General features: G+C 62.8%; 16 protein-coding genes. 3 read left to right on the top strand and 13 right to left on the bottom strand.

Features of this window, described 5'->3' with window-relative positions:
- Positions 1-36: 36 nt before the first annotated feature.
- The 6 genes from astA to fabV all read right to left on the bottom strand — a co-directional run bounded on the left by astA (position 37) and on the right by fabV (position 6,127).
- Entirely contained in the window at positions 37-1,068 is a 1,032-nt protein-coding gene (gene astA / locus IE091_RS01630; RefSeq protein ID WP_189462637.1) for an arginine N-succinyltransferase, read from the bottom strand.
- On the bottom strand, positions 1,068-2,132 hold the full coding sequence (locus IE091_RS01625; protein ID WP_081139043.1) for an arginine N-succinyltransferase: 1,065 nt from the start codon (positions 2,130-2,132) through the stop codon (positions 1,068-1,070). Before IE091_RS01625 ends, astA begins: the two co-directional genes overlap by 1 nt.
- Before the next feature lie 35 nt (positions 2,133-2,167).
- The gene (locus IE091_RS01620) at positions 2,168-3,382 is read right to left on the bottom strand and encodes an aspartate aminotransferase family protein (protein WP_039175754.1); all 1,215 of its coding nucleotides are present in this window, start codon (positions 3,380-3,382) and stop codon (positions 2,168-2,170) included.
- A 100-nt stretch (positions 3,383-3,482) separates the two neighbouring features.
- Positions 3,483-4,457 carry a GlxA family transcriptional regulator gene (locus tag IE091_RS01615; RefSeq protein WP_189462657.1) on the bottom strand — a complete coding sequence of 325 codons (975 nt, stop codon included), beginning with the start codon at positions 4,455-4,457 and terminating at the stop codon, positions 3,483-3,485.
- A 186-nt stretch (positions 4,458-4,643) separates the two neighbouring features.
- Complete coding sequence (locus tag IE091_RS01610) at positions 4,644-4,859, bottom strand: hypothetical protein (RefSeq protein WP_039175752.1); 216 nt, start codon at positions 4,857-4,859, stop codon at positions 4,644-4,646.
- 62 nt (positions 4,860-4,921) lie between these two features.
- A complete protein-coding gene (fabV, locus tag IE091_RS01605) occupies positions 4,922-6,127 on the bottom strand; it encodes an enoyl-ACP reductase FabV (RefSeq protein WP_026002006.1) in 1,206 nt (401 codons plus the stop codon).
- A 160-nt stretch (positions 6,128-6,287) separates the two neighbouring features.
- Between fabV and IE091_RS01600 the strand changes: the two genes are divergently transcribed.
- The gene (locus IE091_RS01600) at positions 6,288-6,671 is read left to right on the top strand and encodes a DUF7079 family protein (protein ID WP_039175751.1); all 384 of its coding nucleotides are present in this window, start codon (positions 6,288-6,290) and stop codon (positions 6,669-6,671) included.
- 5 nt (positions 6,672-6,676) lie between these two features.
- Here the strand turns inward: IE091_RS01600 and IE091_RS01595 are convergent, their stop codons facing one another.
- Positions 6,677-7,162: a glutathione peroxidase gene (locus IE091_RS01595; RefSeq protein WP_016916405.1), complete on the bottom strand. Its 486-nt coding sequence runs from the start codon at positions 7,160-7,162 to the stop codon at positions 6,677-6,679.
- 101 nt (positions 7,163-7,263) lie between these two features.
- Positions 7,264-7,881 carry a LysE family translocator gene (locus IE091_RS01590; RefSeq protein WP_096921310.1) on the bottom strand — a complete coding sequence of 206 codons (618 nt, stop codon included), beginning with the start codon at positions 7,879-7,881 and terminating at the stop codon, positions 7,264-7,266.
- A gap of 238 nt (positions 7,882-8,119) precedes the next feature.
- Here IE091_RS01590 and IE091_RS01585 point away from each other — a divergent pair, with 238 nt between their 5' ends.
- On the top strand, positions 8,120-8,851 hold the full coding sequence (locus tag IE091_RS01585; RefSeq protein WP_039175748.1) for a YebC/PmpR family DNA-binding transcriptional regulator: 732 nt from the start codon (positions 8,120-8,122) through the stop codon (positions 8,849-8,851).
- 4 nt (positions 8,852-8,855) lie between these two features.
- On the opposite strand, the gene IE091_RS01580 is transcribed toward IE091_RS01585, so the two are convergent.
- From IE091_RS01580 to IE091_RS01570, 3 genes are read right to left on the bottom strand one after another with little or no spacing between them, the layout of a single operon-like run.
- Positions 8,856-9,617: a hypothetical protein gene (locus tag IE091_RS01580; RefSeq protein ID WP_039175746.1), complete on the bottom strand. Its 762-nt coding sequence runs from the start codon at positions 9,615-9,617 to the stop codon at positions 8,856-8,858.
- Complete coding sequence (locus IE091_RS01575) at positions 9,614-10,444, bottom strand: mechanosensitive ion channel family protein (RefSeq protein ID WP_039175745.1); 831 nt, start codon at positions 10,442-10,444, stop codon at positions 9,614-9,616. The genes IE091_RS01580 and IE091_RS01575 overlap by 4 nt, the downstream gene beginning before the upstream one ends.
- Before the next feature lie 8 nt (positions 10,445-10,452).
- Positions 10,453-11,619 carry a hypothetical protein gene (locus IE091_RS01570; protein ID WP_039175743.1) on the bottom strand — a complete coding sequence of 389 codons (1,167 nt, stop codon included), beginning with the start codon at positions 11,617-11,619 and terminating at the stop codon, positions 10,453-10,455.
- Between the two features lie 137 nt (positions 11,620-11,756).
- On the opposite strand from IE091_RS01570, the gene IE091_RS01565 reads away from it, so the two are divergent.
- Positions 11,757-12,020, top strand: a complete 264-nt coding sequence (locus tag IE091_RS01565) for a hypothetical protein (protein WP_039175741.1) — start codon at positions 11,757-11,759, stop codon at positions 12,018-12,020.
- Positions 12,021-12,028: 8 nt separating this feature from the next.
- On the opposite strand, the gene IE091_RS01560 is transcribed toward IE091_RS01565, so the two are convergent.
- Both IE091_RS01560 and IE091_RS01555 read right to left on the bottom strand, forming a co-directional pair.
- A complete protein-coding gene (locus tag IE091_RS01560) occupies positions 12,029-12,166 on the bottom strand; it encodes a hypothetical protein (protein ID WP_189462636.1) in 138 nt (45 codons plus the stop codon).
- 12 nt (positions 12,167-12,178) lie between these two features.
- Positions 12,179-13,186, bottom strand: coding sequence for a zinc-dependent alcohol dehydrogenase family protein (locus IE091_RS01555; protein WP_016916398.1), 1,008 nt, complete (start codon positions 13,184-13,186; stop codon positions 12,179-12,181).
- Positions 13,187-13,215 lie beyond the last annotated feature (29 nt).

The raw sequence follows: 13,215 nt of genomic DNA, 5'->3' as shown, positions 1-13,215 counted from the left end.
CCTTTGCTGAGCCGGGTAGTCGGGTACGTGGGCAGATCAGGTTTCCAGCAGACGCAGCGTGTCGCCCGTGGCGACGCCCAGCCGCTCGGCCTCCTGAGGGGTCAGGACGACGGTGCTTTCGTCGGCGGGGCCTCGGCCAATCCAGCCAGCGGTAAAGTGCTGCATCTGGGTGGTGGCCGCCAGCCAGCGGCTGACGCTTTCTGCGGCAGCGTCGGGCGACACCTCCACCTGATAGCAGCGTGAATTGCGGATCGCCCGCACATCATCGACATAGGCTTCCACCGTGGGGCCGCCGTCGAAGATGTCGATGTAGCCTTCCCAGCGCAGCCCCTCTTTCTTGAGCATCTCCAGCGCCGGGCGGGTGTGGCGATGTACCTGACCAATACAGGCCCGCGCCTCTTCCGACATGAACGTGGTGTAAATGGGAAACTTGGGCATCAGCTCGCCAATGAAGCTTTTCTGCCCCAGGCCAGTCAGCCGGTCTGCCTCGCTGAAATCCATGGGGAAGAAGTGCTTGCCCAGGCTTTGCCAGAACGGGCTGACGTTGTTTTCATCGAACACGCCGCGCATTTCGGCGAGCACCTTCTCGGGAAAACGGTCGCGGAACTGAGCCATGAACAGCCAGCGCGCCTTGGAAAGCAGCGCACCGTTGCGCAAATGCTTGTTGGCCTCGCCACGGTACTCCGGGCGCAGGAACAGCGAGCACACCTCGGCATCGCCGGTATGGTCCGAGCTCAAAAACAGCGTGTCGATGGTGCGATGCAGGTCGAGCTGTACCGAAGAGTGGGCCAGGGTGCCAAGCCGATAGTTGTAGAACGGCACTTCACGACCCACCTGACCTTCAATGGCGCAGCAGCCTGCCAGTTCGCCGTTGGCCTCATCTTCCAGTACAAAAAAGTAGAGCCGGTCGTCCACTGGCGTGCGCTCTTCGAACGCACGGGCGGCGGCGTCGATCTTGCCCGCCAGGAACTCACGGTTATCCGGCAGCGAGGTAAAGCCAACGCCTGCCTGCTGCGCCAGCGCCTGGAGCCCATCCAGATCATCACGGGCAATGGGGCGAATGCGCATTACATCTCTCCTTCATCGAGCGCATCGACGGCGCTGGGCAGGGCTAACGGTGCCGCCAATACGGCACGCCCCTCTTCCACCCCCAGGCGCTGTGCATGCTGCGGGGAAAGCATCAGCTGCCCGGTGGGCGAAAGCGCATAGCGCGCCACGATGCAGCGAAAATCGCTCAGCGTCTGGTTGGCGATCATCGCCGGTTCGGCATCCGGCAAGGCATGCTCCGGGCGCACCCGCACCGGGTGCCAGGCGGCACGACGACAGGTTTCCAGCCGTTCGCGCTCGGCCTTGACGATGGGCCCGGCATCGAAGATATCCACATGCCGGGAACGGACGAAGCCTTCCGCCAGCATTTCCGCCAGCGCCGCTTCATGGGCCGGATGTTCACGGCCAATGGCTGCCCTGGCGGGCGGCGTCAATAGCGGCAGGTAGAGCGGAAACTGGGGCATCACCTCGGCAATGAAGCTTTTCGAGCGCACCCCGGCCATGTGGTTCATCTCCTGGAAACCGCGGGCAAAGAAGTGGCGGCCCACGCTCTCCCAGAAGGGTGATTCATTCTGACGATCCAGGTAGCCCGGAAACGCCACGGCGAGAATCCGCGAGAAGCGCTCCGGGTACTGGGCAATGAACATCAGCCGCGCCCGCCGCAGCAGGCTCTCGGCGCTGGTGCCCTTGTAACGCGGGTTGAGCGACAGCGCACAGAGCAGCGTGGCGTCCGAGACTTCGTGGGACAGCGCCAGGGTCTGTACTTCCCGGCGCACGTTGAGCTGCTGGGAGGCGTGGATCAGCGTCTCCTGGCGGTAGGTATAGTAGGCTTCGGCGGCCCCCGCCTGGGCGCGGATGGTGGCGGTACCGAGTACCTCATGACGATGATCGTCCGCCAGCACGAACATGTACTGCTCGTTACCCGGAAAATCGACCTCGCTGCCAAACGCCTCCTGGGAGCGCAGGATGCGCTCCTCTAACCGCTCACGGTTGGCAGGCAGGTTGGTCAGCCGAGGAACGGCGTGCTCGGCCAGCTGTTCCAGGGCAGGCAGGTCAGCCAGAGTGACCGGACGGATAACCAGCATGCTCAACGCTCCTTCTGGTAACGCTTGCGGCCTGCTCATGCGCTGGCAACAAGGCGCTCGATGGCTCGTTCGAGACGCGCCATGCCTTCGGCGATGTCGGCCTCGGGGATCACCAGCGACGGCGCCATGCGCAGCACATTGGGACCTGCGATCAGCGCCATCACGCCCTCTTCCATGGCCAGCGGCAGGATATCCTTGGCGCGACCTTCAAAGGCATCGGACATCTGTGCGCCCATCAACAACCCCATGCCGCGGATTTCCTTGAACACGCCGTGCTTGCGGTTGATGGTTTCCAGGTGCTCACGGAACAGGTCGTGACGCTGCTTGACCCCTTGCAGCACTTCGGGGGTGTCGATGAACTCGACCGCCGCCAGGGCCACCGCCGATGCCAGCGCGTTGCCGCCGTAAGTGGAGCCATGGGTACCGATCACCAGCGACTTGGCAATGGCGTCGGTGGTCAAGGTGGCACCGATCGGGAAGCCACCGCCCAGCGACTTGGCGCTGGTGAGAATGTCCGGAGTGATACCGAAGTTCTTGTAGGCGTACAGCTCGCCGCTGCGGCCAACGCCGGTTTGCACTTCATCGAAAATCAGCAGCGCGTTGTGCTCGTCGCACAGATCGCGCAGGCCCTGCAGGAACTCCTGGGTGGCAGGCACGATGCCGCCCTCCCCCTGCATGGGCTCGACCATGATGGCGCAGGTGTCATCGCCCACCAGCTTGCGCACGCTCTCCAGGTCGTTGAAGTTGGCGTGCAGAATACCGCCGGGCACCGGGCCAAAGCCCTGGGAGTATTTTGGCTGCCCGCCCACGCTCACGGTGAAGAAGGTGCGGCCATGGAAAGACTGGTAGAACGAGATGATCTTGTCCTTGTGCTCGCCGTGGTGATCCACCGCCCAGCGGCGCGCCAGCTTCAGTGCCGCCTCGTTGGCTTCACCGCCGGAAGAGCACAGGAATACCTTGTCGGCGAAGGTGCGCTCGGTGAGCGTCTTGGCCAGCTTGAGCGCAGGCTCGTTGGTGAACACGTTGGACAAGTGCCAGAGCTTCTCGCCCTGCTCTTTCAGTGCATTGACCAGTACCGGGTGGCAGTGGCCCAGCGAGTTCACCGCAATCCCCCCGGCAAAATCGATGTATTCACGGCCTTGCTGATCCCACAGGCGGCTGCCTTCACCACGCACCGGAATGCTCTGTTGCGGTGAGTAGTTGGGCATCATGTAGTGGTCGAAATCCTGGCGACTTGGGGTGTGGCTCATGAAACAAATCCTCCGGTGGAGTCAGCGATGACATCAGTATACGAGGGGCGGTGGCCGCCCTGCTTTCACGATTGGGACGCTAAATTATGAAAAGCTGCGCCTACCCCAGCCGCTCTTCCCGCGGGGTGATCCCAAAGTGGTTACGGTAGGCGGTGGAAAAGTGCGCGCCCGAGGAGAAACCGGTCATCAGGGCAATGTCGCCCACGGGACGGTCGCTCTCTCTGAGCTGTTTGCGGGCTTCCTGCAGCCGCAAGTCCAGATAATAACGGCTGGGCACCGCCTGCAGGAACTTCTTGAACAGCCGCTCCAACTGACGCCGGGAAATGCCCAGGTGTTCGGCCAGCTCCAGGGTCGAAAGCGGCTCTTCGATATTGGCTTCCATCAGCGTGACCGCATCCACCAGGCTTTGCGGGGCGTGACCCAGGCGGTGGCGCAGCGGTACGTGCTGGCGCTCATCGGCAAGGCGAATGCGATCGCACACGAACTGCTCCGAGACCTGTTCAGCCAGCCGGGGGCCGTGATGCTTGCCGATCAGCGTCAGCATCATGTCCATGGCGGCAGTGCCGCCCGCGCAGGTCAGACGGTCACGGTCGATCTCGAACAGCTGCTGGGAAAGCGTGACCTGGGGGTACGCCTGGGCAAATGCGTCGAAGCGCTGCCAGGGCAGCGTCGCGCGATAGCCTTCCAGCAGCCCGCAGCGGGCCAGCACTTCGGTGCCCCCCGCCAGGCCGCCTAGCGCAACGCCCCTGCCCTGATGACCGCGCAGCCACTCGTGAAGCCTGGCGGGCAGTACGTAGGGTAGCGGTGTCGGTGCACAGACCAGCAGCATGTCCAACGGCCCAAGAGCGGCTTCCAACGGGTGCTGGGCCAGCAGCGAAAGCTGCGATGCACTGCGCACGGGCTCGTCATCCAGGCTGAGCGTCACCGTGTGATACAGCATCTGACCACTGAGCTGATTGGCCATCTGCAGTGGCTCGATGGCGCTGGCATGGGCCAATAGCGAAAACCCGGGAAGCAGCACAAAGGCAACCCGCCGACGCTGATCGGGGGAAGGCGTCAACGGCCGAGTGGGCATGTGAAGGTGTGACAAGGTGAGAGGCACTGCATGGAAACCGCCGCTGGCTGTCGAGATAACGTGTTCAAATCAAACGTCATCTTACCCAATTGCGGCGCGGAAGGCAGCGCCATGACCGCAGGAACAAAAACACGGCGCATAAATGCAAATTGCCGGGCCACTGGCCCGGCAAACGAAGGTGCTGCGTCAACCGCCGCTGTTGCCCATGCCAAAGATCACAAAGGCCGCCACCACCAGGCCCAGGCCAATGATCACCACGGGCAGCAGCTTGTGCATGCCACTGGGGGGCTTCTTGGCCTCCGGCTGTTTATGCGGCGCCGCCTTGTCGAAATCTTCGGGCAACCGCTGGTTCAGTACGTGCTCTTTCTCTTCTTCCGGGGTCTTGCTCTCTCTGGTATCCATACTCCACCTCGTCCTGACCGGTTAGATGAAACAGCGCGGCGTTCACTCCGTCGCCCCAAGCGTTACAAGGTTACGACATCGAACGCCACATCGGGGTTCACATCGGCATCGTAGTCCACATCGTCACGCTCGAAGCCAAACAGCTTCAGGAACTCATGCTTGTAACCAGCATAGTCGGTAATGTCGAACAGGTTCTCGGTGGTGACGTTTGGCCACAGGTCCTGACAGGCTTTTTGAACGTCGTCACGCAGCTCCCAGTCGTCCAGACGCAGACGGCCCTGCTCGTCGGTGGCCATCTCACCGGGCTGGCCCGAGTAGAGGCGCTCGCCGAACAGACGGTTCAACTGGTCGATGGTGCCTTCGTGCAGGCCCTGCTCTTTCATGATGCGGTACACCATGGCGATGTACAGCGGCATCACCGGAATCGCCGCGCTGGCCTGGGTAACGACGGATTTCAGCACCGCCACGTTGGCACCACCGCCGCTCTCTTGCAGCTTGGCATCGATGGCCGCCGCTGCGCGGTCCAGGTCTTCCTTGGCTTTCCCCAGGGCACCGTGCCAGTAGATCGGCCAGGTGATTTCGGTGCCGATATAGCTGAACGCCACGCTGCGGGCACCTTTGGCCAGCACGCCTGCGTCTGCCAGAGCGCTCATCCACAGCTCCCAGTCTTCGCCGCCCATCACGGTGATGGTGTCGTCGATCTCCTGCTGCGTCGCCGGCTCCACCTCGGCTTCGATGATCACGTCCTTGTTGGTATCGATGGCCGTGGCGCGGTAGGTCTCACCGATGGGCTTCAGGCTGGAGCGCTTGAGCTCGCCGGTATCGGGCATCTTGCGCACCGGCGAGGCCAGTGAGTAAACCACCAGGTCGATCTCGCCCATGTCCTGCTTGATCAGCTCGATGGCTTTCTCGCGGGCTTCATGGGAGAACGCATCGCCGTTGATGGACTTGCTGTACAGCCCTTCCTGCTTGGCAAACTTGTCGAAGGCCGCGCTGTTGTACCAGCCCGCCGTGCCGGGCTTCTTCTCGCTGCCGGGCTTTTCGAAGAACACGCCCAAGGTATCGGCACCGTAGCCGAAGGCCGCCGTGATACGCGCCGCCAGGCCGTAGCCGCTGGAAGCCCCGATCACCAGCACTTTCTTCGGGCCCTGGTGCTTGTCCAAACCACGGGCGCGGGTCGCTTCGATCTGTTCGAGAACGTTCTGTTCGCAGCCTTTGGGATGAGTAGTGGTGCAGATAAAGCCCCGAACTTTCGGTTTAATGATCACATTGGACCCCTTCATCGGATGAGTATCATCGGAGCACCCTCGTGCTCACTTGCCAGTAGGCGCTATTCTAGCGGGCTCGGCGCGCCCTGTCCGCTCTTGAGGTTATGGGGGATTCACGGCAGGATAGCGCCCTGCCCACTTCCTGCCGATGAGAACCATGATGAATGCACAGCAGCTAGTCGATGAACGCGGCGACCTCTGGTTGGCGCTCGCCCCGCTTTGGCTGGACCGCGAACCCACCGAGCGCGACTACGCCCGCATGATCGAGGTCATCGAACAGCACGGGCTACCGCTCAAGGAGCTCGAGTGGGTGTTCCGTATCGAGCTGGCCCCGGTGCTGTCACGCCATCAGCTGTCGGTGGCCAGCGAGTGGCGCAAGTTCGATGACTATAAGCTGATGAAGCAGCTGGTCAATCACAACCTGCGCCTGAAGGGTTGGCGGCGCAAAACCTGGGCGCTGTTTTCGGGCTTGACCACCATGATGGTACGCCATCGCTGGAACGACCTGATGCAGCGGCTGATGGTCAGCCGGGGCGAGCTCTAGCCCCTTCACGCTTTGTCCAGCGCCGCCTCCACGGCCAGGCGCAGGCGCGGGCCATGGTCTCGTGGGCCAAAACGCGCCAGCACTTGCCCGTCTCTGGCGACCAGAAACTTGGTGAAGTTCCACTTGATGGCCCGCGTGCCCAGCACGCCTGGCGCTCCCTGCTTGAGCAGCGTAAAGAGCGGATGCGCGTTGCCCCCGTTGACGTTCACCTTCTCCATGAGCGGAAAGCTGACCCCGAACTGCTGCTCCCCGAAGGTGCAGAATGCTTCGGCGCTTTCGGGCGACTGCCGCCCAAACTGGTTGCAGGGAAAACCCAGCACGGTAAAGCCACGGTCACGGTAGCGTTGGTAAAGGCTTTCCAGCTCCTTGAGCTGGGGCGTAAAGCCACACTGGCTGGCGACGTTGACCACCAACAGCACCTGGCCGCGCAGCGCACGCAGATTGAAGGGCTGGCCCTGATGGGTGTAGCAATCCTGTTCGTAAATGCTCATCACACACCCTCTTGCTATCGTCTGACGCTACCTTGCCACGAGGCGGCCTGCCAGCACCAGCCCGGCGGCTCACGCCTGCGCGAATTTTCCACCATGGCTGCTTATAGCAGTGGCCCCGCCACGACCCTCAGCGCCAGCGCGATCAGCAGCACACCGGTAACACGGTTGACCCAGTGGGCGTGGCGCTGCAGCCAGGGCAGCACCCGCGAGTGCGACAGCCCCACGGCCACCAGCACGTACCAGCCGCCATCGATGACCATCGCCGTGGCCACGATGATGCCCTTGGCCAACGGGCTCATGTCCGGCGTCACGAACTGACTGAGCAGGGCCACGAAAAAGATGATCAGCTTGGGATTGCCCAGAGCCACCAGCACCGCTTCTCGGGCCGCCTGGCCTGGCGTGGTGACCACCGCATTGGCTGCCAGCGAGCTGGCGCGCCCGGCCCGCAAGGCCTTGACCCCCAGCCACGCCAGGTAGGCGGCCCCACCCCAGGTGATCAGCTGAAAGACCTCGGGATGGCGTACTACCAGCGCGCCCAGCCCCAGCACGGTCAACAGGGCATAAAAACCCACGCCCAGGGCATGGAACACCGCCGCGGTCACGCCGGGCAGCCGCCCGCCCCCCAGGGTGTGGCGCAGTACCAGCGCGAGGCTTGGCCCCGGGGACATGGCCCCCATGGCACAGATGGCGGCCAGCGATAACCAGAGCGTCAGCGGCATGCGTTTCTCCATGAGTCCAGCGATTGATCAGCGCACCAGTATACGCCAGCTCAAGCGCAGGCGGGTGGCTGCCTGGGCCGCGCATCGTGGAATCCTCCCCCGGCCTTGAATACGGCCTTAAATAACGCTGTTAGCATGGTACGCTGTTGGGTAAAATTTTCCTTTTTCAGAACGTTCGGCAACGCCGATCAATGACGCCTGCCGTGCAGGCAGTTCATGGTTAATAAAGGACTTCAATATGGGTAGGGCGTTTCAGAACCGTAAGGAATCCATGGCCAAGACGGCCGCTGCGAAAACCAAGGTGTACAGCAAGTACGGGCGTGAAATCTACGTCTGCGCCAAGGCAGGGGGCACCGACCCCAATGGCAACCTTGCGCTGCGCGGCCTGATGGAGCGTGCCAAGAAAGATCAGGTACCGTCCCACGTCATCGACAAGGCCCTCGACAAGGCCAGCGGTGCCGGAGGCGAGGACTTCTCGTCCGCTCGTTACGAGGGCTTCGGCCCCGGCAATGCCATGGTCATCGTCGACTGCCTCACCGACAACCCCAACCGCACCTTTGGCGATGTGCGCGGCTGCTTTACCAAGACCAAGAGCAAGATCGGCACGCCGGGCAGTGTGAGCCACATGTTCGATCACTGCGCGATCTTCTCGTTTACCGGTGGCGATGAAGAAGCCGTGCTGGAAGCGTTGATGGAAGCCGACGTGGACGTCACCGACATCGAGCAGGAAGATGGTCGCATCACTGTATTTGCTCCGAACACCGATTACGCCAAGGCCAAGCAGGCACTGCTGGACGCCTTTGGCGAGATCGACTTCGAAGTGGATGAAATCCAGTTCCTGCCGCAGAACACCACGCCGGTGGAAGGTGACGACGTCGCCATGTTCGAAAAGCTGCTGAACATGCTCAACGAGCTGGACGACGTGCAGAACGTCTTCCACAGCGCCGAACTGCCGGAAGAGAACGCCTGAGCGGCTAGCCCTTCAGCGCATCACCAGGAACGAAAATCCACCCTTCGGCCGTCGGCATCTCCGCTGGCGGCCAGGCAACCTGCTGGGGCGCATGCTCCAGTGCCCAGGCCAGCAACGCACACTGCCATGCATCGTGCATGTCCTGCTGGCGGGGGGTGGGCTGGTGCAGCACCGCCTGCCATTGGGCCGGGATCACGCAGCGCTGGCGCAAAGCGGCAAAGCCCTCGGAGCGTTTGGCGGGGGATGGATACCCCTCCACGACAGTCAGCTCCCCCTGCTCGCTCTGCCACTGACCGCACGCCACGCTATGCGGCGCAAAGCGCGCCAGCACGTGCATGCCTTTGGTGGCCTGGCTGCCAATCATGTCCTTGATGGGCGACAGCGGCGTGACGCCACGTTCGAACAGCCAACGCTCGGTGTGTCGGTAAAGATAGGGATTTTCCTGAGAGCGGCCCAGTGCCGCGACGGCTTCCCCTCTGGCCAGGGCCAGCAGTGCCTGCGGCAGCGCCAGCGGTGTATCCACCGCCATGAAGACCCGTTCACCACCGTCCGCCACGTGCTGGCAGAGCCCCAACAGGCGGGCGACCAGATCACCAGGCGAGGCGGCGTCATTGAGCGTCTCGCGCAGATTGCCCCGCCAGGGCGCTCCTACCAGGGTCAGTGACGCATCCAGTACCACCAGCGCATCTCGGCTGGCCGGGTTATGGTCGCAATTCCAGCCGCCCACGTCCCAGCCGATGTAGAGCCTCTCGCCCTGCGCCTTCATGTCCGCCCCGCGCCCTGGGCATCCATCAGCATCTCAGGGGGCAGTAGCGCGGGACGAATACCGGCATCGCTCAGAATCGCCTTGCCGCGTACCGTCAAATCGGTCACGAACAGGAACTGCTGACGCGGGTCGACGGGATAAGCACGGATGCGATAGTGCGTTCCCCAGGGTTTCTCCTCGGCCACGACGATGATGGGCTTGTCGAACGTCAGGTAGGCGCTGGTCAACGCCACGTCGCGCAGCGCCTGGCGCACCCAGCCGCCTTCGTGCTCGGGGTGCAGGTAGAAGCTGGCCACACACTGGAGGCTGGCGCCGCCATTGTTGGCGTTGTAGATGGCCGAATCCCAAAGCTTCAAGTGCGGCACGGCCACCAGATCATCGTCCGGCGTTTGAATCTCTACCGTACGCATCCCCACATGCTTGACCTCTCCGTAGGTGCCTTCGATATTGACCCAGTCTCCGGGCCGATAGGGCAGCTCGACGGCAGAGACCACGCCCGCAATCAGGCTGCTGACATACTCCTTCAGGGCAAAACCGATGGCCAGGCCTATGGCCCCCAACAGCGTCACCATGTTGCGTAAAGAGGGCTCGATGACGATGGGCACCGCAATGGCCAAGGCCGTGATCAGGATCAGCAGACGCGTCAGCGGCACCAGCGCAAAGACTCGAAACCTGATCGGGCCATGCAACCGATTGGCCAGCCAGTTGAGCCCCCGCTGGCTGGCAATGATCAGCACGATGGCACCTGCCAGCAGCAGCCCCAGCGTGATGAAGGCTTCGCTGTCCAGCTCGTTAAACAGGCGGGCATACTGTTCGTGATCGTCCATGGGGGCTCCTAAAGCGGGTCTACCAGGTAGTGTCTCGATTCCAGCAGTTGCCGAACGCTGGCGTAGCTCAAGGGTGCCACCTGCCACCGCCCCTGATGGCAGTGCAGCATGCCGCGACTGGCCAGCGCGAACCGAACGCTCACTATCTCGTGTTCCGAGAAAGGCAGCACGTGGGCCAACGCCTGATCCTCCAGCCCCCCATGGATCAACAGGGTGTGCAGCAGCAGGGTGGCCAGATCGCCGGTGTCAGCGGGGAGCTCCGCATCCGCCAGCGTATCCAGCAGCCATAGCGATGTTTCGCCATGATCGGAACGGTTGCCCGTGTGAGCGCGGGCGTCCTCGGCCGGTTCACGCAGGCGCTCACGCCAATAGTGCCAGGCAATTCCCAGGTGGCCGCGACTATGGGCCGCCAACTGCTGGAGCTCCTTGAACACGCCCTTTTGTTTGGGGGAGTCCTCCAGCACGGGCTGTCGTGTACGGGTGCTGTAAACGGGCGGGCACTGGCCTGCAGCCTGGGAAAAATAGTCCGCCAGCTGTGCGCCTTCAAGCCCTTGCAGCGTCAACACGGGAACCCCTTCCAGCCCGACGGCCTGCTTCAGAAAGGCGTAGCTCCAGCTATCACACCCCAACACGCCCTGCCCCAGCCGCCCGCTCTGGGCACGCTCCACCAGCGCGCGCACGCCCTGCAAACCGTAGGCATGACGCAGGAAATGCCGCTCCAACGCCGGAATGGCCCAGCGCTTTGCCGGGGCAGCCGCCGTTACCCACGCCAGCTCTCCAGCCATGCGCTCGGCAAAGGTAGGCACCTCCAGGCACTCGATGCCGTGCTGTCCCGCCCAGTGGCCAACGATATCCGCATGCCCACCGTGGGGAGGCGACACGAACAGCACCAGCGGTGCCTCTTGATAGGCGGCCAGCGCCCGATGCAAGCTCATCGCGGCAGGCGTCCAATCCACCGGAGGCGCCCAGTGGGCGAGTTTCACTTCCGGCAAGGCGCGCAGCTCGCTCTCCAGTGCCGCCTGACGCCTGTCGGCACGGTTTCCCAGCATCCAGGCAGTGGCCACGCGCCAACTGCGCTTCCACTGGCTGGCCTGGGTATGCTGCGGTGTTTGAAAGGCTTCCAGTTCCACTACTTCCCACGGAGCTGGCGCTGCATTCGTCGGGCCTTGATCCATATCGCGCCTCGCGCCGGTAAAGTAGATCAAGATTAGCATGCCCCACGTACGACCACGCAGATAGCCGAACTTATCGTCTAGAATAAAGTCGTTAGGATAAGGCCAATACATTGATGAGCGATGCGCAGGAGGCAACGATGAGCGTGGTTGACGTCACCAGGGAAGAGCTACACGAGAAGCTTGCGAAGTGCATTGCTGGGGAGCGAGTGCTGATCGAACAGGAAGGTAATCGGTTCAGCGCGCGCATACAGCACGTGGGAATGACGGGGGTCAAAGTGATCCCGGAAACCATCATCAAGAACAGTACCGGCGACCCCGGTGACATGAACGGTGTTACCGTGCCCTACGATGATATCTGGGAGCTGGAGGTCAAGGGCGTGGTGTTCAGCCGCAAGGCTTAGTGAGCCCGTCAAGCGCCATTCCCTTTTCGCAGGGCAGGCAACAACAGCGCCCGCCACCAACGCCCGCCATCATGGCGGGCGTTGTGCATATAGCTATCTGCTACGGGCTCGATCTGCTCGGGTTCGATCACTTTACCTTCGATCAAACGGTCACCCGATCAATAGCTGAGGCAGATTTTACCGAAGTGCTTGCCAGACTCCTGATGACGAAACGCGTCCGCGATATCGGCCAGCGCAAACTCCCGGTCGATCACCGGCTTCAGATTGGCCGCCTCGATGGCCTTGATCATCTCCATCTGATGACGGCGGCTGCCCACGATCAGCCCCTGCAAACGTGCCTGCTTGGCCATCAGCTTTGCCGTGGGCACCTCGCCTTCACGGCCGGTCAGCACGCCGATCAGCGAAATGTGCCCGCCGATTTTCACTGCGTCTATGGATTGCGGCAAGGTGCCCGGCCCACCGACTTCCACTACGTGATCGACCCCTTCACCGTGGGTCAACTCTAGCACACGCTTGCCCCACTCAGGCGTGTCACGGTAGTTGATGGTGTGCTCGGCGCCCAGTTCACGCAGGCGCTCCAGCTTGGCATCGGACGACGAGGTAGCGATGACCCGGGCGCCCATCAGCCTGGCAAACTGCAGAGCAAAGATGGAGACGCCCCCGGTGCCCAGCACCAGCACGCTATCGCCCGCTTTCAGCCCGCCGTCTACCACCAGTGAACGCCAGGCGGTCAACCCCGCCGTGGTCAGCGTAGCGGACTCGGCATGGCTGTAGCCCTTCGGCTGGTGGGTGAACCAGTTGGCCGGGCGCACCACCTGCTCACGGGCATAGCCATCGACGCCGTCGCCGGGTGTGGTGGCAAAATCGCCTACCCGAGCGGGGCCTTCCAGCCAATCGGGGAAAAACGTCGAGACCACTGCATCACCGACGGCAAACTCCTCTACTCCCTCGCCCACGGCCTCCACGACCCCGGCCCCATCCGACATGGGGATACGGCCATCAGCGGCAGGGATCATTCCCGCCACCACGGCATAGTCATGGAAGTTCAGCGAGCTGGCGTGCAGGCGCACCTTGATCTCGCCGGGGCCGGGCTCGCCGGGAGCAGCGAGGTCGACGACATCGAGGTGGTCCAGCCCACCGGGGGCACGTAGCTGTATGGCTTGCATCACTATCTCCTTTGCATGCGCCAGAAATA

The organism is Vreelandella hamiltonii (assembly GCF_014651775.1).
GTDB classification, from domain to species: Bacteria; Pseudomonadota; Gammaproteobacteria; order Pseudomonadales; family Halomonadaceae; genus Vreelandella; species Vreelandella hamiltonii.
The sequence above is the reverse complement of the archived record's forward strand: the minus strand, read 5'-3'. Positions and strand labels throughout refer to the sequence as shown.

Excerpts from the sequence above, each read along its gene's own strand:
- IE091_RS01575 (WP_039175745.1), bottom strand. The coding sequence starts at position 10,444 with ATGGACGATCACGAACAGTATGCCCGCCTGTTTAACGAGCTGGACAGC.
- IE091_RS01620 (WP_039175754.1), bottom strand. The coding sequence starts at position 3,382 with ATGAGCCACACCCCAAGTCGCCAGGATTTCGACCACTACATGATGCCC.
- IE091_RS01600 (WP_039175751.1), top strand. The coding sequence starts at position 6,288 with ATGAATGCACAGCAGCTAGTCGATGAACGCGGCGACCTCTGGTTGGCG.
- IE091_RS01570 (WP_039175743.1), bottom strand. The coding sequence starts at position 11,619 with ATGGATCAAGGCCCGACGAATGCAGCGCCAGCTCCGTGGGAAGTAGTG.
- IE091_RS01610 (WP_039175752.1), bottom strand. The coding sequence starts at position 4,859 with ATGGATACCAGAGAGAGCAAGACCCCGGAAGAAGAGAAAGAGCACGTA.
- IE091_RS01565 (WP_039175741.1), top strand. The coding sequence starts at position 11,757 with ATGAGCGTGGTTGACGTCACCAGGGAAGAGCTACACGAGAAGCTTGCG.
- IE091_RS01590 (WP_096921310.1), bottom strand. The coding sequence starts at position 7,881 with ATGCCGCTGACGCTCTGGTTATCGCTGGCCGCCATCTGTGCCATGGGG.
- IE091_RS01585 (WP_039175748.1), top strand. The coding sequence starts at position 8,120 with ATGGGTAGGGCGTTTCAGAACCGTAAGGAATCCATGGCCAAGACGGCC.
- astA (WP_189462637.1), bottom strand. The coding sequence starts at position 1,068 with ATGCGCATTCGCCCCATTGCCCGTGATGATCTGGATGGGCTCCAGGCG.
- IE091_RS01615 (WP_189462657.1), bottom strand. The coding sequence starts at position 4,457 with ATGCCCACTCGGCCGTTGACGCCTTCCCCCGATCAGCGTCGGCGGGTT.
- IE091_RS01555 (WP_016916398.1), bottom strand. The coding sequence starts at position 13,186 with ATGCAAGCCATACAGCTACGTGCCCCCGGTGGGCTGGACCACCTCGAT.
- IE091_RS01595 (WP_016916405.1), bottom strand. The coding sequence starts at position 7,162 with ATGAGCATTTACGAACAGGATTGCTACACCCATCAGGGCCAGCCCTTC.
- IE091_RS01625 (WP_081139043.1), bottom strand. The coding sequence starts at position 2,132 with ATGCTGGTTATCCGTCCGGTCACTCTGGCTGACCTGCCTGCCCTGGAA.
- IE091_RS01580 (WP_039175746.1), bottom strand. The coding sequence starts at position 9,617 with ATGAAGGCGCAGGGCGAGAGGCTCTACATCGGCTGGGACGTGGGCGGC.